This is a genomic window from Bifidobacterium felsineum (assembly GCF_002802915.1).
GTDB lineage: Bacteria > Actinomycetota > Actinomycetes > Actinomycetales > Bifidobacteriaceae > Bifidobacterium > Bifidobacterium felsineum.
On the sequence record NZ_PEBJ01000004.1, the window covers coordinates 1 to 17,671 of the forward strand.

The 17,671-nt window shown below is 54.6% G+C and carries 13 protein-coding genes; 7 read left to right on the forward strand and 6 right to left on the reverse strand.

Going from position 1 to position 17,671, the window contains the following annotated elements:
• The first annotated feature begins 23 nt into the window (after nt 1-23).
• Complete coding sequence (locus CSQ86_RS07820) at nt 24-1,472, forward strand: flippase (protein ID WP_100494564.1); 1,449 nt, start codon at nt 24-26, stop codon at nt 1,470-1,472.
• Between the two features lie 128 nt (nt 1,473-1,600).
• Nucleotides 1,601-2,494: a DUF2806 domain-containing protein gene (locus CSQ86_RS07825; RefSeq protein WP_100494565.1), complete on the forward strand. Its 894-nt coding sequence runs from the start codon at nt 1,601-1,603 to the stop codon at nt 2,492-2,494.
• A 144-nt stretch (nt 2,495-2,638) separates the two neighbouring features.
• Here the strand turns inward: CSQ86_RS07825 and CSQ86_RS07830 are convergent, their stop codons facing one another.
• Together CSQ86_RS07830 and CSQ86_RS07835 are read right to left on the reverse strand one after the other, a co-directional pair.
• Nucleotides 2,639-3,859: an ATP-binding protein gene (locus CSQ86_RS07830; RefSeq protein WP_100494566.1), complete on the reverse strand. Its 1,221-nt coding sequence runs from the start codon at nt 3,857-3,859 to the stop codon at nt 2,639-2,641.
• 129 nt (nt 3,860-3,988) lie between these two features.
• On the reverse strand, nt 3,989-5,374 hold the full coding sequence (locus CSQ86_RS07835) for a hypothetical protein (protein ID WP_100494567.1): 1,386 nt from the start codon (nt 5,372-5,374) through the stop codon (nt 3,989-3,991).
• A gap of 196 nt (nt 5,375-5,570) precedes the next feature.
• Between CSQ86_RS07835 and CSQ86_RS07840 the strand changes: the two genes are divergently transcribed.
• From CSQ86_RS07840 to CSQ86_RS07850, 3 genes are all read left to right on the forward strand, one after another.
• Nucleotides 5,571-6,116 (forward strand): IS1/IS1595 family N-terminal zinc-binding domain-containing protein, encoded by a 546-nt coding sequence (locus tag CSQ86_RS07840; RefSeq protein ID WP_100494568.1) that lies wholly within the window; start codon nt 5,571-5,573, stop codon nt 6,114-6,116.
• Nucleotides 6,117-6,627: 511 nt separating this feature from the next.
• Nucleotides 6,628-6,810, forward strand: a complete 183-nt coding sequence (locus tag CSQ86_RS07845; protein ID WP_100494569.1) for a type II toxin-antitoxin system RelB/DinJ family antitoxin — start codon at nt 6,628-6,630, stop codon at nt 6,808-6,810.
• The gene (locus CSQ86_RS07850) at nt 6,807-9,302 is read left to right on the forward strand and encodes an N-6 DNA methylase (RefSeq protein ID WP_100494570.1); all 2,496 of its coding nucleotides are present in this window, start codon (nt 6,807-6,809) and stop codon (nt 9,300-9,302) included. Before CSQ86_RS07845 ends, CSQ86_RS07850 begins: the two co-directional genes overlap by 4 nt.
• A 124-nt stretch (nt 9,303-9,426) precedes the next feature.
• On the opposite strand, the gene CSQ86_RS07855 is transcribed toward CSQ86_RS07850, so the two are convergent.
• The gene (locus CSQ86_RS07855; protein WP_100494571.1) at nt 9,427-10,032 is read right to left on the reverse strand and encodes an arsenate reductase/protein-tyrosine-phosphatase family protein; all 606 of its coding nucleotides are present in this window, start codon (nt 10,030-10,032) and stop codon (nt 9,427-9,429) included.
• Between the two features lie 285 nt (nt 10,033-10,317).
• Between CSQ86_RS07855 and CSQ86_RS07860 the strand changes: the two genes are divergently transcribed.
• Both CSQ86_RS07860 and CSQ86_RS07865 read left to right on the forward strand, forming a co-directional pair.
• Nucleotides 10,318-11,961, forward strand: coding sequence for a sugar transferase (locus tag CSQ86_RS07860; RefSeq protein ID WP_423734813.1), 1,644 nt, complete (start codon nt 10,318-10,320; stop codon nt 11,959-11,961).
• Between the two features lie 286 nt (nt 11,962-12,247).
• Nucleotides 12,248-13,825, forward strand: coding sequence for an MDR family MFS transporter (locus tag CSQ86_RS07865; protein WP_243387754.1), 1,578 nt, complete (start codon nt 12,248-12,250; stop codon nt 13,823-13,825).
• An 81-nt stretch (nt 13,826-13,906) separates the two neighbouring features.
• Here CSQ86_RS07865 and CSQ86_RS07870 read toward each other — a convergent pair whose 3' ends face one another.
• The 3 genes from CSQ86_RS07870 to CSQ86_RS07880 form a co-directional block, all read right to left on the reverse strand.
• Nucleotides 13,907-15,178, reverse strand: a complete 1,272-nt coding sequence (locus CSQ86_RS07870; protein ID WP_243387781.1) for an Nramp family divalent metal transporter — start codon at nt 15,176-15,178, stop codon at nt 13,907-13,909.
• 393 nt (nt 15,179-15,571) lie between these two features.
• Nucleotides 15,572-16,342, reverse strand: coding sequence for an HNH endonuclease family protein (locus CSQ86_RS07875; protein WP_165773802.1), 771 nt, complete (start codon nt 16,340-16,342; stop codon nt 15,572-15,574).
• Between the two features lie 168 nt (nt 16,343-16,510).
• On the reverse strand, nt 16,511-17,380 hold the full coding sequence (locus tag CSQ86_RS07880) for an aldo/keto reductase (protein ID WP_100494574.1): 870 nt from the start codon (nt 17,378-17,380) through the stop codon (nt 16,511-16,513).
• Between the last annotated feature and the right edge of the window lie 291 nt (nt 17,381-17,671).

Genomic DNA, 17,671 nt, shown 5'->3' on the forward strand with positions numbered 1-17,671 from the left:
GCATCTAATTTCTTCTATTAAAAATGAGTACTCGTATTCGTTCTTTGAAGTTTAATGCGGTGATGAACATGATTCTCGTGTCGTCGTCGTTCATCTTCCCGCTGATCACGGTGCCCTACGTGTCCCGCGTCCTCAACCCCTCGGGCATGGGCGCGGTGGCCTTCGCCCAGAGCATCGTCTCCTACTTCTCACTGGCCGCGCTCCTGGGCATCTCCACATACGGGGTACGCGCCTGCGCCCAGGTCAGGGGCGACCCGGAGGAGCTCTCCCGCACCGTCGAGGAGCTCCTCGTCATCCTCGCCGCCTCCACCACCCTGACCTTCGCCGCATACCTGCTCGCACTGCAATTCGTGCCACGACTGGCCGGCGACAAGCCCCTCTTCCTCATCTTCGGAACCGCCCTGTGGCTCGCGTCCTTCGGCGTGGAATGGTTCTACCAGGCCATCGAGCAATACGGGTACATCACCATCCGCAGCATCGCCGTCAAACTCATCGGACTCATCCTGATGTTCGCGTTCGTCCACCAGGCATCCGACTACCACGTCTACGGCATGATCGTCGTGTTCACCGGATACGGGGCCAACATCCTCAACATGCTCCGACTGCGCGCATTCATCAGATTCACGCCGCTGAACCAGCTGAACATCACACGGCATTTCAAGCCCATGGCCTCGTTCCTCGTCTCCAGCGTCTCCTCCGGCATGTACGCGCAGGCCGACATGGTCCTCCTCGGATTCCTCGCCACCAACCACGTCGTCGGCATCTACCAACTCGTCGCCAAGATCAAGACCATGCTCGTCATGGCCATCAACTCCGTCGTCAACGTCATGCTCCCCAGACTCTCCTACTACGCCAGGAACTCCCGGGAGAAATACCACGACCTGCTCGTCAAGAACATCGACTTCGTGCTCCTGTTCGCCTCCGCCGGCATCGCCTGCGCCGCACTCTGCGCCGACGCCATCATCGACATCCTCGGCGGCAGCCAATACAGGAGCGCCGCCCTGCCCCTCCTATGCATCCTGCCAGCACTCCTGTTCGTCTCCCTGAACACCGTCCTGTCCCAATACCTCATCTCCTCCGGGCACGAGAGGCAATACGCCATCGTCAACTTCACGGGACTCGTCTCCTCGATCCTCTACTGCCTCATCCTCATCCCACCGTTCGGAGCCACGGGAGCCGCCCTCAGCTGCAGCCTCTGCGAACTCACCGCGCTGCTCATCCGCTGCTGGTACGCACGCGACTTCATCACAACCATCCGCAAGGACCTGCAAATCATCCCCGCACCCATCGCAGCTGCAACCGCCACGGGCATCATCCTCCTCATACGCATCGCATGGTGGCCGACGCGCCCCCTCCCACAGATCATCGCGACCGGAACCGTCTTCACCATCCTCTACACCGCGATGCTCCTGCTCCTCAAAGAAAGAACAACCATTTCAATCATGAGAAAAATCACCTACAAACATTATTAATCATCACACTCATGAACTTGTAGAAATCACTGCTAGTAAATCTAGTTCAGCAAACGCTATGAACAGAATCCTCCTGTCTCTTACGCGAACACCATAGCAGCACTTGGAACATCACTTATAATTATCGAATGAGTTCAAATGAAATTGATAGCATTGCCGCAGAATCCAGTAAAGCTATAAGCTCTGTTGCCCAAAGCATTAATCTATTGTTCCCCGGCATTCGTCGTTCTAGTCTACGTCGAGCCGAATCAAAGGATTATGCTTGCGGGATTGCAGATTTAAATCATGTGCTCACAGAATCTGGAATTTCAAAAGAAATTATTGACGTAATAATTCTCTCTTATACTATAAAGACAAAACACCTCGATAATCTTGCTGAAGTACTCGAATTAGCCAGCACAACACATCTTGGGGGAAAACCGACACCAGATAATACAAAATTACCAGAGTCCGATTGGTGTGACTTATTCACCGAAAAAGCCTCACACGCCTATGATGAAAAAGCAAAAATGATGTGGGCAAAATTATTGGCAGAAGAAATCAACCAGCCCGGCCTATTCTCCAAACGGACGTTACGTGTACTAGGCGATCTCAGCTCAGATGAGGCAAAATTATTCGAGCAATTATGTGCATGGAGTGTTGAACTCCCGACACCAGAGGGAACATGGCTTCCCATACCACTGCTCGCTACAAATAGTGAGGAAAAATATGCGGGAGGTCTTTCCTGGCACGATGTTGCCTCATTAGAAGATGCAGGGCTTGTCACACAATCGTCAGCACATGGTCTTATTGCACACCTTGAACCGAAGGCTGAAGGTAAGATACAAGTCAACGGACATGTAATAATGATTACAAACCATTTCGCATATGCTGTTGAGTTTCGTCCAGACTGTTCATTCACTAAAACAGGCTGTGAACTTTTAACGTTATGCGATATAGGGGTGGCACCAGTGAATTGGGCAGAACTGATAGAATCCAGAATGACCCCTTGGCGAGCAGCGCAAATGCAAACATTGCATTAACGCACTTTGCGTTCTATGTCCTATAGACAGAAACGAAATTATATCTTATCGTTCCAAGAAGTCAAAACCCAGAATTCGTTTTTTGCAAAAATCTTTTTGCCTATGTTGGTTGGCTCTTTCGTACAAGGCCAACCAACAACCCCGCTACGCACACAGCCAGTCGATTACGTTGGTGATGGTAATGCCTTCCGAGGTAACGCCACTGCTGTACCAGTCAAGCGTAAGTACAAGTCTCGGGAAAGCACTATCGAGATTCTGCAACGGCGCGAGTTCGCGTTGACGAGTATGTGCCTCCGTCATATTGAGCGTGACCTGGATATATTGTTTTTCCGCATTGCGTTGCGCAACAAAATCAATCTCTCCGCCAGGCAAAGCGCCGATACTAACTCTGTATCCACGGCGCTTCAGCTCCATGAATACAATGCCTTCCAATTGAGCACCACGATCCGATCCATTAAACCCAGAAGTCAGATTACGAAGCCCGTTATCCACCGGATAGTACTTTCGTTGCGGGCGCAGTAGTTCTTTGCCACGTATGCGAGACTGCTCCGCAGCGTATACGATGAATGCCTTCTCCAAGGCATCTATTTGGTTATCCACGGTGGCGTACGTTACATTTAACCCCGTGCTTTTCAGTGTCTTTACCACGTTGTTCACAGAAAACAGGCTTCCTGAAGTCGAGAATAAGTAACGGGAAAGCTTCTCCAAAGTCGCCAAATCACGAACGCCGTAACGCCGAGCCACGTCTTTAACCACCACGGATTCGTATACTGCAGTGAGAATTTCCGTGGCCTTTGCTTCATCCGGCAAACCTGTTGCGAACAAACCAGGCATACCACCAAACATCATGTACTGAGCAAACAGTGAATCCACCGAATCGCTTGCACCTTGGAATTGCCTATATTCTCGATATTCGGCAAAAGACAGCGGATACACCGGTATGGCAACATATCGCCCAGCCAAATATGTGGCGAGCTCCCCAGATAGCAACCATGCATTCGATCCGGTGATATACACATCTGTATCTTGTCTGGTGTGCAATCGGCGAACCACTTCTTCCCAACCCGGTACATCCTGTATCTCATCAAGGAAAACATAAAACGACCCCGGCTGGGCTTGCGCAATGGCATGGGTCAAATCGGACTGCAAATCTTTGGCCTCGTAGCCAATTGGCACGTCGAACGCATCAAATCTCTTTGCAAAGATGTTCGACTTCGGCACTCCGCTTTGTTCGACGAGCTCAGCGTATTTTGCCAACAGAGTGCTTTTGCCGCAACGCCTCACGCCTGTGAGCACCTTGACTTCAGGAGAATCACGGTGTTTCAACAATGAAGCAATTAACTTTTCACGTTTAATAAAATTCATACGCTTTCACCTCTCTGATTTCTAGTATACTCGAAATCAGAGAGGTGAAAGCATTGCGATTTTCAGTAAATCAAAAAATCGGAGCGCATTCCGGCAGACAAGGACGAATATCCACTTAGCGACCAGCTTTTACTGCGGCCCGCCCGCAATCGAACCCAGCGGCCGCACTTTAATGGCGGCCACGGCCCACAGAAGCAGCGGTAAGGCATAGAAGGCGTAGCCTTCGAACTGGATGTAGAGATACACCACGAGCAGGAACCAGCAGACGGTGGTCTTGTTCCAGGCATGGTTGCGGCTCACATGCCATAGCACCATCACCACCAGAAGCACCGAGGCGATCAAGCCGAATTCCACGAAGAAACTGGTGTAGGCGCTCATCGTGAACATGTTCATCGGCGTTACCTGCGCATACCAGCCCTTGGGAGCGGAAGCATTCAATCCCAGACGTTCCAGCGCGCGCACGGCGGCGTCGGCACCTTGATGCGTGGCATCGGAGAGGTTGCCGGCACCATAGCCGAGCAGCAACTGCTGCGGATGCTTCAACGCGCCGGCACCAGGACCGAGCGACTGCCAAAGCCTGGCGTAGAACGAACCGTCACCGTCAAAACCAAGCTCGGCGATGGAACTCAGGCGATGGTTCACGGCCACGCTCAGCGCACCCACTCCCCCGGTGACCACCAACTCACCGAATGCAATCAGCCTGCCCTTCCATGTGCGCCAACCATTCGCCTCGATAATCACAAAGACCAGCGCAATGATTGAATCGAGAATGATGCGCACACCGGCACCCATCAACACCGAACCGGCGGCGAACACAACAATCAGCACGCGCAAACGATTCACGCGTTTGCGGTCGCGCCCACGCACCAGCCAGACCAACGGCAGCAGCACACCGAACAGATGCATGCCGATGTAGCTTGGTTCGGCGAACAGGAACTGCGGGCGTCCGCCACCCCACTTGGAGGTACTGCTGATGTACTGGCGGCTCATCAAACGAATGAAGAAGTCACGAACCGTGGTCCATTCAAGCATGATGGAGAGTCGCTGCACCACGCCTACCAGGAACGCAAACCAGTAGACCAGAATCAGCAAATCCAACATGCGGCGCCACGAGAGGCGTTTGACGCTCAGAGCGATGTCCAACGAGACCAGACAGGCCAGCGCACCGAATACGCCGGAGAACGAAATCATGGCCGGCAAGCGGTGGAAACCGACCAGCTGCCAGTCAAGCAGGGAAAGCACCACGAGCAGCACGGGGAACAGGAAGAATACACGGAATCGATGCCAGACCTGCGGTAGAGCACGCCAGTTCGCCACTGCGTATGCCAGGAACAACCATGGTGAAAGCGGCGTCCAGAACGGCATATACGGGCCCGCCACCGTGCCATCAATGGGCAGCATGGCCAGTGCAGCGTAGAAGATGAAGTCGGAAGCATCGGCAAGAATCGGCCGATCATCGTCCAGCGTAACGCCTGCTTTGCTGAAGTCTGCTTGTATTATGTCTGAATTTGTCACTCGTCAGTCCCACCGTTCACAGTTGACTATCCTCAGAGAACTCGCAGGCGCCAACTATAGCGCTGGAAACGTATCACAGAGTGACGGGCTTGTGGGAGAGACGTAAAAATTAGGCTCTGTTAAACCAGCTTTGACATAGTGATTTCATGTCCAATACTGTAGTTACACTGAGATTACAGTATTGGAGGTGGTAGCGATGGGGCTCGTCGACGAAGTGCGCAACCGGCTCAGGGACATGAACCCGGTCGAGCGCGAGAACGCGGTACGTGAGCTGCGCGAGGTCATCTACGAGGACGCCTACGAGAGCATCGCCGACCACGACGATATTCTGGCGTGCCCGCGCTGCGGCTCCTTCTCCATCATGAAGAGGGGACACAATCCAAACGGCGCCCAGCGCTGGCAGTGCAGGGATTGCAAACGCACGTTCTCGCAGGTCCGTGACACGTTGATCGGACGGTCGAAGCTGCCGGTCGCCAAGTGGATGATGTACGTGGAGTGCTTCGTGGACTATCTCGCCCTGCGTGAGTGCGCGAAGCGTTGCGAAGTATCGCTGCGCACCGCATGGCTCATGCGCCGCCGCCTGCTCAAATGCCTCGAACGGTATCTGCCGAAGTTCACGGCCGGCGCGGGCGTGTCCGTCCAGTTGGACGAGACGCATCTGCGTGAGAGCTTCAAAGGCAACCACAGGAAGGGGAGGTTCGTACTGCCCATCGAGGAGGCTCCCTGCACAAGCGGGGACTGAGCAAGGAGTAGATCTGCGTGATGACCGGCGTCACCGACTCGAACACGGCGTTCGCCGTGCTGAGCGGCCGCGGCATCATCTCCAAGCGGCGAGCCATCGAATCGCTCGCCGGGCGTATCGGCCGTGGCGCTCACGTCATGGCGGACGAGGCCGCCACCTATCCCGGCGCGATGGACGTGTTGGGTGCCGTGTTTCGAGCGGGTGGATGCGAAGTCGCATCGCATCAATCGGATCAATATGCTCCACTCGAACCTCGACGGTTTCCTCGCAGGATTCAAGGGCGTGAGTACGAAGCATCTGCAAAGCTATCTGACGTGGTTCCTGTGGCGGCATTCGTTCCGCGACGACAGGGACGGCAGCATCATCCGTCAGGTGGACGCGCAGCCGTGTCCCGGCGTGACCCGCGACTGGAACGGCGTCATGCCGCCATACATGGAGTTATTGGGGCATGGCCGCATAACGATGCAAGTACACTGTACATATCCGATATCGCAAGGAAAGGAGGAACGGCATGGCGAACACACCGACCACGACCATGCGCCTCGACCCCGAATTGAAGGACCAGGCCATGAAGGTGCTGGAACCATTGGGCTTGAACATGACCGGAGCCGTCACCATCTTCCTCAAAGCCGTAGTCAGGGAGAACGGACTGCCGTTCGATATGAAGATGGGAAGCGAGGGCAAGGAAGAATGAACCGCCATCAGATAGTTGAAACGATTGGCGCGGAATATCATCGCGCGAATATAGAGGAAGACGAGTGGAGTTATGCCAAAGACGCGGGCACACTCGGTGATCTCGCTCAAGCGCTTGGTGGGCACAAACCATTACATTTCAAACTCGATCGTCGCTTCATTCTTGAAGACGATACGGGAACCTATGCCGTTCTTGTCGAGACGAAACAGAACTTCGTAAAAGACGACGAGAACCAATTACGAGCCTACGTCGAAGAAGAATATGCGCTGCATCGTGGAACCAAGGTTATAGCCATACTTGCGAACACCAATGATGATCGAATTCGCGTCTGGAAATCGGAAGTCGATGACGAACATCTCCTTTCCAACGAAACGGTACTTGATGACATGTCGCACTATCGGCACCTGTTTTCAATCGAAAGACAAAATAATCGAGAAGAAGTTATGCGTAACACCTACGCTTTGAACGAACTGCTGCACCGAAAAGGCGTGAAGGAACGCAATCGATCACAATTCGTAGGAACGTGTCTTCTTTATGTCAAAGATGAGGTGTCGAAACGTTGCCACGGTGGCCGAATCACCAAGCAAATGAATGAGGATCTTTGCAATCGATGGAACCAGTTCTCCGCAAAACAGATGCGCGAGGGAATCAGCGAGGTTCTTGGTAACTTGCTTGATGGGTCAAAAAACAAGACAAAGAAGATTCAGCTTCTTAATCGAGATGTCCTTGACGACCAACACGTAAGGTCACTATCCATTTCCGATTGGGTAGAGGTTCTGTCGTTTATTCTCATGCGGATTTACCGTTACATTGACTCTGACTCATCAGAGGGTCAGGATATTCTCAATCTGTTTTTCATTACGTTTAACAAATATGTAGGAAAAGCAGACAAGAATCAAGCCTTCACCCCAGACCACATTACTGATTTCATGACGAAGCTCACTGAAGTCACATTTAAGGACGTCGTTCTCGACGAATGTTGCGGCTCGGGTTCGTTCCTTGTACAGGCGATGGTGACGGAACTTGCCGCAGCACGACGGGGACATACCGACAAGGAATACAAGAAACTTGCCGATGATATTAAACAGAAGCATATTTTCGGTATCGAGTCTGAAGAAAAAGCCTATGGATTATCTACAACGAACATGCTTATACACGGGGATGGAAACAGCAATGTTGAATTCGGATCATGCTTCGACAAAAGACAATTCATTGCCGAAGCCCATCCGACCGTCATCCTCATGAATCCCCCTTACAACGCGCTGCCCAAAGATATCCCCGCTGAGTATAAGAACGATTGGAACGCGAAGGAGAAAAGCGGCAAGTCCGAACCCACCAAAGGGTTCGTCTTCGTGAAATATCTCTCAGATATCGCCAAAAGAGAAGACTGGGATGGTGTTCGTCTCGCGGTGTTATTGCCGATGTCAGCCGCAATCGGGACCGGCAAGCGCCTTTCAGGAATGAAGGAAACGCTTCTACATGACAACACCTTGGAAGCTGTGTTTTCACTCCCCGCGGAGATATTCTATCCGGGTGCCTCAGTGCAGGCATGCTGCATGCTATTTACACTCAACCGTTCCCATTACGATGCTGAGGGCATTCCCCGCAAGCAGACTTTCTTCGGTTATTACAAGAACGATGGATTCATCAAACGCAAGAACCTCGGACGCGTTGAACAGTTCGACGTCGAGGGGCATAGCCTATGGAAGAAGATCGAAAAAGAATGGCTCACTCTTTACCGGAATAAGACTGTGAAAATCGGACTTTCGGCTATGAAAAACGTTACTGGAGCGGATGAATGGCTTGCCGAAGCATATATGGAAACCGATTATTCGACATTAACCGAAGCTGATTTTCGTCATACCATTAACGACTATCTCTCCTATCTTGTAAAAAGTGGCCATATTTATGAAAATGCTCCAAACTGGGAATGGATGGGGAACTATATTAAGGCTCTTTGCTCCGAATTATCAAACCGCTCTCGTCGTTCATCAGTATCTTCTTTGAAAATTGATGATTGGGCCCGATTCAAGGTCAGCGACGTATTCATCATCCGCAACGGAGCCGGTATTACTCAAGATGAAATCGATGAACATCCCGGTAGTTTTCCGGCAGTGCAGAGCGGCGAAAACGACAATGGTGTGATGGGACTGATAGATGAATCATATGTTCGTCAATGCGACTATACGTATACACAACAACCTTGTTTGACAGTCGCCCGGTCCGGTACGGCTGGGTGTGTCCATTTTTTTGGATCTGGATGTGTAGTCGGAGATAGCGCCAAAATTCTGCAATTGAAAGAGAGGCAAGGAGAGTATGTATATCTCTTCTTACACACTATCCTTTCGCATCTTCGATATAAATACTCTTATGGGCGCAAAGTCACTGAAGGCAAATATGGCGATGAGATAATCTGGCTACCTGTCACACACGAAGGACACCCGGATTGGCGCACAATGGAGCAATATATCAAGGCATTATCCGAGCAATGAGCTTCATATCAGTTTATGGGCCTTTAATTCTTTCAACAGCCCATAAACTGATATGGCCATATAAATGGCGAATAGTTGCCCTGTCAATTCTGGTTTAACAGAGCCAAAAATTAAGCGAACAGGCTCACACGGTATAAGCGAACTGACGCGTGATTTGGGGACGCACGGGGGCCTCCTCCACGCGGTAATGCTTGCGCATACTGGTCAGGATCGTACGCAGCGCCTTGTTCGTCTGCTCAGCGGCAAGACGGAATTTCGCATACTCCTTACCATGCGGATCCTCGATATCATCCGGAGTGGGAAGCATCGGTCGAATAATGGACGAGGAATCGATTACCGACTGCAATCGTTCCTGGATAGTCAGACCTTTGACCAGACCATTGCGAGCGCAGTACTCGCACATATTAGCAAAATCATTGAGCAGGAACGTATAACGAACCGCAGTAGGGGCCAGCGTCACAATATCCTTGCGCTGGTCCTTTTCAAAGCACAGAATCAAATCCGCTGATTTGGCCATCTGCTGCGTAAGCCTGCGGGAGCGGAACCCGCTCGGCTCGATGTTCACACTTCGCATCAACGAGGCGCTGGAGGGGTCCATCTGATGCATGGGCAAACCGTGCGTGCCGGCGCTGGAGACCTGGACCGTGGTGCCGGCAAGGTATTTGGTCAGAAGCAGCTCTCCCATGGGGGAACGACAGATATTGCCGGTGCAGACGAACATAATATGCATGGGGTCAATCTCTCATTCTCTCGACGCCGCTTTGCGGTTTTGGTAATCGCTGTCTAACTGGCCATTCTACTCAAAAGTTACGGACGAATGGCGTGCACCCAAATCTAATGAGAAAACTATAGGGGGGAAAGGATTAAGTGATATGGTGTCAGAAGCATCGAATTGTATGTTTGGGGTGCGGTTTATCCCCGAGAGAGAAGAGAAGGAAGAGTTCTCGGTATGTCGGAAGGTACGAGCTTAGCGTCACCAAGCTTGGACGAGAACAAGGGCACGGATACCGTGAACATGTCGCAGGTAAGAATCAGCGCGAGCCGTGCATCAAATGCCCATCATGACCACATTGGTTCTGGAGCCGGCAGCGCCCCTACATTCTTTGACGGCACATATTTCTCTTCCGCACCGGAGGGGAACGTTTCTCCTTCCGATAACGCCGCGCATGTGGTGACGGGATATTCGGTTCCGGCCTGGCGCTACCTCTATAACGGCACGTTGATTGCACTGGACCTGCTGATGACCATCATCGCCACGTGTCTGGTGTTCCTTCTGAGGCCATCTTCGTATATCTACGTGCAGAATATCGGTCCGGGCCAATACGGCATGATCAGCTTCCTCGCGTTGGCTTGTGTCTCCTGGGTTATCAGCCTGTATGCAGCACGCAGCTACGAACGCCACACGATGGGCGAAGGCTACGCCTTGTACGCCAAGCTGCTCAACGCCGCATTCATCGACTTCATCATGCTGTGCACGCTGGGGTATCTCTTCCATCTCAATGTGCCCCGTTCTCTGAATGTTTTCATTCCTTTGATTTCACTGGTGCTCGTAATTCTGGAACGGTGGCTGATGCGCCGCGCTCTGCATCGCAACCACATGAAGGGTGAATTCAACTACCCGACTGTGGTGGTGGGGTCTCCCGAAGGGATTCATAAAACTCTGCAGCAGTTGGATCAGTCTCGCAACCTCGGTTACGCTCCGATTGCGGTTTGCCCAATCGAATCGGTTGAGAACGAGGAGGATCCGAATCAGCCGCAGCATCTGATTGCGGTGCCGTTCACCCCGCTCAATGATGCCGAAGCTCGTCTGAAGGTGCTGTCGCTGAATTCCCATCTGCCGCAGACCGCCAAGCGCATGAAGGCGCGTACGGTGCTCGTCACCGATGTGCTTACGCGCGACTCGGAAACAATGCGCACACTGTCTTTGGCGGTGGAATCCATGGGCATCGAGCTCGCCATGACCACTTCGGTGGCCGATCTGAGCGGCGCCGATTTGCATTTCCGCAATGACCCAAGCATACCAATCGTCACCGCGCAGCTTTCGCAGTACTCCACCATTACCCGCATCCTGAAGCGTCTGTGCGATATCGTGCTTTCCTCGGTGGCCATCATCCTGAGCTCGCCGATTATGCTGTGGGTGGCTTACAAGGTGAAGCGTGAGGATGGCGGCCCGGTGTTCTATTCGCAAACTCGCGTGGGCATTTACGGCAAGCCGTTCACCATGTACAAATTCCGTTCCATGCGCACCGACGCCGATAAGATCAAGGCTCAGCTAGCCAAGGAACGCGGCATCGAAGACCGGTTCATCTTCAAGCTCAAGGATGATCCGCGTGTGACCAAGATCGGACACTTCATTCGCAAGACCTCGCTGGATGAGTTTCCACAGTTCTTCAATGTGTTCAAGGGCGATATGAGCTTGGTGGGACCGCGCCCGCCGCTGCCGGAAGAAGTGGCGAAATACAATATGCTGTATTCCACCCGTCTGCTGGTCAAGCCCGGCATCACCGGCCCATGGCAGATTTCCGGTCGTAGTGATCTTTCGCAGGAGCAGTCGGAATATGCGGATGTCTCGTATATTCAGGATTGGTCGATCACCGGCGATATCGCGATTCTGTTCAAGACCGTGGGAGCGGTGCTGAAGGGTACTGGATCGTACTAGTCTGCGGCCTGCTATTCAGCAGTTAACAGGGAGAAAGGGATAGGGGCTTTATGTCGTGTCGGCATAAAGCCCCTTTGTGCGTCTGTTCGTCTGTTCATGCTTGGGATGCATTTCGCACCCCATATTGCGCACCGCGCACCGCTTCACCTGATCCGCATCAATCCGCATCAATCCGCATTAATCGCAGTGAGCTGAAGCCTGGAACAGACGGGGGATGGGAGTAAGCTTTCCTCGGATTGATATGCGAATCCATCGATGGATGTATCGGCAACAGAATGGGGTTTGTGTGGCCGGAACTAGCGGAATCAAGAATCGTACCAGTGAACTGCAGCGAGCGTTGAGCCAAGCGGAATCATATGTAGACGGCAAACTGAGCCGGGCCGCATTCGTATCCATCGCCATTCTTACCTTCATCACTTTCGTCGGCAATTTCGCGCAGTTGCAGTTGAGTTCGGCGCTGCCGATCATCGTCTCCGAGTTCGGTATTTCGGTGACCACTGGCCAGTGGCTCACCTCCGTGTTCCAGCTGGTGATGGGCGTTATGGTGCCGCTCACCGCGTTCCTGACCCGTAGATTCTCCACTCGCCAGATCGTGATCACCTCCATGGCGGTGTTCACGCTGGGCTCCGTCATGTCGTGGTTGGCGCCGAACTTCATCTGGGTGTTGGCCGGGCGTGTGCTCGAGGCGGCCGGCACGGGCGTGATGTGGCCGGTGCTGCAAATCACCGTGTTCTCCATTTACCCGTTGTCGCGGCGAGGCTTCGCCATGGGCACCGTGGGCATGGCCATGAGCGTGGCTCCGGCCATCGGTCCGGTTTTGGGCGGTTGGCAGACCGATGCGAACGGCTGGCGATCCATCTTCTTGTCCTTGAGCATTATCGGAGTGCTTTCGTTGCTTGCCGCCGTGTTCTGGCTGCACAATTTCGGCGCGCATGACCCGTCCGCACGTGCGGACTTCTTCTCCGTGTCGTTGTCGGTGATTGGTTTCGGTGGGCTGATGTTCGGCTTCACCAATTCGGAGGCCTACGGATTTGCGGCTCCGGTGGTGTGGGGGCCGATGATCGTTGGTCTGATTGGCATCGTGTGGTTTGTGGCGCGTAACCTGCGGCATGCCCGTCGATACCGCGAGGCCAAGGCTGCGGGCGTGAAGCCGCTCCCCCAGCCGGCGTTGCTTGACCTGCATGTGCTGAAGAACCGCTCATTCACCGTGGGCACCATCACAGCCTCGCTGGCGTTCTTCGCGTTCAGCTCGATTCTGGTGATTATGCCGCTCTACATTCAGACCGACCGTGGCTACACTGCCACGATGAGCGGCCTGATTATGCTGCCCGGCGCCATCGGGCAGTGTGTCTCTCAGTTCTTCGGCGGACGGGCGATGGATCGTTTCGGCGCTCGGCCGGTGGCGCTATTCGGCTCCAGTGTGCTCGCGCTAGGCACCATTGGCATGTCGCTGATATCCATGGACACGTGGATCTGGTGGGTGTCAATCTGCCAGTTCGTGCGCCAGATCGGCATGGGCTTCCTGCTGATGCCAATCACCACATGGTCGCTGAACTGCCTGAACGGACCGGATGAGGTTTCGGCCGGCTCGTCAGTAACCAACACCGCACGCCAGATCGCGGGCGCAGTGGGCGCTCCAGTACTTGTGATTCTGATGGAGACATTTGCCGCATGGAATCACGCTTCGGGAGCCTCCACTGTCGCCGCCTCGATTTTCGGCATTCAATGGGCATTGCGCATTTCCGCCGGCATTTGCTTCGTAATGGTGCTGATGGTGGCATTCGGCGTGCGTGGAGACGGAGCCGGGCACATGCGCGACGCCGTATCGCTCCACGTGCTGCGTCAGCGGCTGAAGCGCGGCTAGCAGAACTACTTTTATTTGCTTCTCTCCCTCAGTCAGCTTCGCTGACAGCTCCCTCATCAGAGGGAGCCAGTTGTGCACGGCCTACGCCTTGCCGAGGATGGTGAGGACGATGAGGAGCACGTTGAGCGCGATGATCAGGGCAGCCACGACGATGAAGATGGCGTGCTTGATCGGGCCGTCCACCCACTTGCCCATCAGCTCCTTGTTGTGCGTGTAGCGCATCAGCGGGATGATGGCGAATGGAATGCCCACGGAAAGAATCACCTGACCAATCACCAGAGCCTCCGTGGGGTTTGGCGCGAACCACAGCACAATCAAACCTGGCACCAGCGTCACCACGCGGCAGGCCCACATTGGTGCCTTGATGCGCAGCAGACCGTGCATGATCTCGGAACCGGCGTACGTGCCCACCGAAGTGGAGCTCAGTGAAGAGGCGAGCAAGCCGATGGAGAAGATCGTGCCGATCACCGGGCCAAGCACGGAAACAATCGCATGCTGGGCACCTTCAATCGAGTCGGTGCCTTTCATGCCATACAAAGAATTGGCGGCCAGAATCAGTAGGCTCAGATTCACCGTACCGGCAAGCACCAACGCCCAGAACACGTCAACCTTGGAGCCGTCGAGCAGGCGTTTGACGGAAGGCTTGGTCTGCCCGCCGGCGTAATGATCGTTGACCAATGTGGAATGTAGGTAAATCGCGTGGGGCATCACCGTGGCGCCCAGCATGGAAGAAGCCATCAGCACTGAGTCCGTGGTGGTGAAGTGTGGGATCAGGCCGCCTGCCACGTCAGCGGGATTCGGTGGTGCAATGAACAGGCCGGCGATGAATCCGAACGTAATCACCAGCAGCAGGGCGATTACCATTTTTTCGAATAAACGGTGGGTTTTGCCGCCTTCGAACAGCAGCAGCACAGTGGAGACCGCGCCAATCACCACGCCGCCGACGAACAGCGGCAGACCGAACAGCAGGTTCAGCGCGATGGCACCGCCGATCAGCTCAGCCAAATCAGTGGCGATGGCGATGACCTCGGCCTGCATGAAGAACATGAATCGACCGGCATCATGCATGCGTTCGCCAAGGAGTTCCGGCAAGGACTTGCCAGTCACAATGCCAAGCTTGGCGGACTGATATTGAATGAGCACGCTCATCGCGTTGGCGAGCACTAGCACCCAGACCAACAGGTAGCCGTAGCGCGCGCCTGAGGTGACGTTGGCGGCCACATTGCCGGGATCCACATAGGCCACAGCGGCCACGAACGCAGGGCCCAGAATGCCTGCGAGCGCGTGACCATGATGAGCCACCGTCTTACCGCCACGACCTTGCGCGCGGGCGGCGGCGCGTTCCTTGTCGATTTCCGCATCCCCGCGCTCGATGCTGGCCGCGGTTTCCGCATCCACGATATTGAGCTCGGGATGCTTGGCGGTGAGTCGCTCCTGTTCGGGGTGGATGGTGCGGCGCTTGTCGATGGTGTGCATACGGCCATAACCGCGGCCATGGGTGTTGCTGGCAATGGTGGGGTCGTTCGTACGCGGCATGTGTTGGTTTGTCGCATGCCTATTGCCGGATGCAGGTGATGCAGATGATGCAGATGCATTGGCGGAATCCGTGGAATTATTCGTGTTCTCGTTGGCGCTCATGTATTCGTTTGTGCCTCTCTTGTATACCGGCCCCTGTTATAGCGTCACCATGTTTCTGAGTCAATTAATAAGTCATTCGGATATATCGTCTAGACAGCAGTTCACTGACTATTCATCGGTTGGAATGGCCTGTCCGGGGCAGGTGTGGAGTACGGCGAGCATCGCGTCTTTTTCCTGGCTGGTCACGGTGAGCTTGTATTTGTCTTTGACTCCGATTTGCCGGGCCACGTAATCGCATCGATACGCGGTATTGGTGGGCAGCCAGTAGGCGGCGGAGGCGGAACCCTTCTCCTGATTGGCAGGACCGTCCACGGCGAGCAGATTGTACAGGTCGTTACCGAATTGGTGGCGTTCGGCGGTGGACCAGTCGCGTGCGCCGGATTGCCACGCGTTTTCGAGGGCGACCACATGGTCAATCTGCACTTTGGCACTGGTGGTGCGGCCGCGCACGAACTGAATGGTCTGGCCGGTGTAGGGGTCTTGCAATGTGCCGGATGCCACTTCGCATGAACCGGCGTATTTGTAGTGCACGTCGGTCAGGTCGCGGGCGAGCACGTCTTCGCGGGCATCGCAGCCGTTGCCGTCGGCATCGGTTTCGCGGAAGCCGAAGGAGTCGCGGTCGTAGCCGGCAGCGTTTTGATTGTCGTCTACGGTCAGCTGGTTCAGAGTATCCGCGGCCGAGCCAGTAGCTGTGTAATTACCGGTGATTTTGCCTGCGGTGGGGCTCACTTGGGGCAACAATAATCCTGCCGTGACGCCGACAATGGCGGCGATCACCAGCAGGATCAGGATGCGTTCCAGTGGGTTCGAAGCGTTGAATCCGCGGCGAAAATGCGCGGAACTTGGACGAGAGCGGCGGTACGAGGTGCGGCGTGGCATAGGAATAAAGGATAGTGTATGTATGAGGCGGCTCTTGTATGCGATGAGGTCTCTCCCCTAGTCAGCCCTTCGGCTGACAGCCCCCTCGTCAGAGGGGGCCGAAGCCGCAACAGAACAGCAAGACGGTCAAGAACTTCAACAGTCCTCGTCAGAGGGGCCGCCTGAAAATCAGGCGTAGGTGAAGGTGGCGGGATCGTGACCGGCGCGGGTCGGACCATCCAAAGCATCGATGGCCGCATGCTCGTCGGCGGTCAGTTCGAAACCGAAGAGGTCCAGGTTCTCCTTTTGACGAGAAGCATGCACGGACTTCGGAATGATGATCGTGCCGTTTTCGATATGCCAGCGCAGAATCACTTGGGCCGGGCTCACCTGATGCGCCTCGGCGATGCGCTCAATCGTGCCGTTGCCGGCGTTGAGGTCGGCGCCGCGGGCCATCGGCGAATAGGCTTCCACGGCGATGCCGTGTTCCTTGCAGTAGGCCACCACTTCGCGCTGCTGCCAGGTGGGATGCAGTTCGATCTGGTTTACGGCCGGCCAGGAACCGGTCTCCTCGTAGAGTCGCTTCAAATCGGCGGGCATGAAGTTGCACACGCCAAGCGTGCGGGCTCGGCCTTCCTCGCGCAGTTTCATGAACGCCTTCCAGGTGTCGGCGCTGCGCCAGTCGAACGGGGTGGGCCAGTGGATCATGTACATGTCCACGTAATCGAGCTGAAGCTTGCTCAGGGAGTCGTCGAACGCCTTGAGCGCGGAATCATAGCCCTGCTGGGAGTCGCGCAACTTGGTGGTGACCCACAAGGTCTCGCGCGCGGCGCCCTTGTTGTATCCGGTGGCGGCGAGTGCACGGCCCACGCCGGCCTCATTGTTGTACCCGGCCGCGCCATCGATGTGACGGTAGCCGGCCTCCAGCGCGGATTCAACCACTGGAGTCACGCCATCATCATCGATGCGCAGCACGCCGAGACCGACCTGCGGAATCGAATGACCGTCTTTCAATGCAATATCCGGTACGTTGGCGGGATTGATGTGCCCATTGGTCATGACGATGCTCCTTCAATTACTGATGACTACACGCCACTGTACACGGCTTGACCGCCCATCGGAAAAGATTAAACAGTTCTTCCGCGAACCCTGCAGGCCGCGCACGATATGGACATCGTCACATCCTAATAACTACGTAGTCAGTAACTGTATGTGTCATCATGCATAATGCTGCCGGCAACGCTGGAGGCGCCAACCACGCCGCGCGCGAAAATATCGTTCAATAATTATCCAATTATTTATGATATTTCCCGGCTAAAACTACGCGCTCCAACTAGTATGGGCTCATGT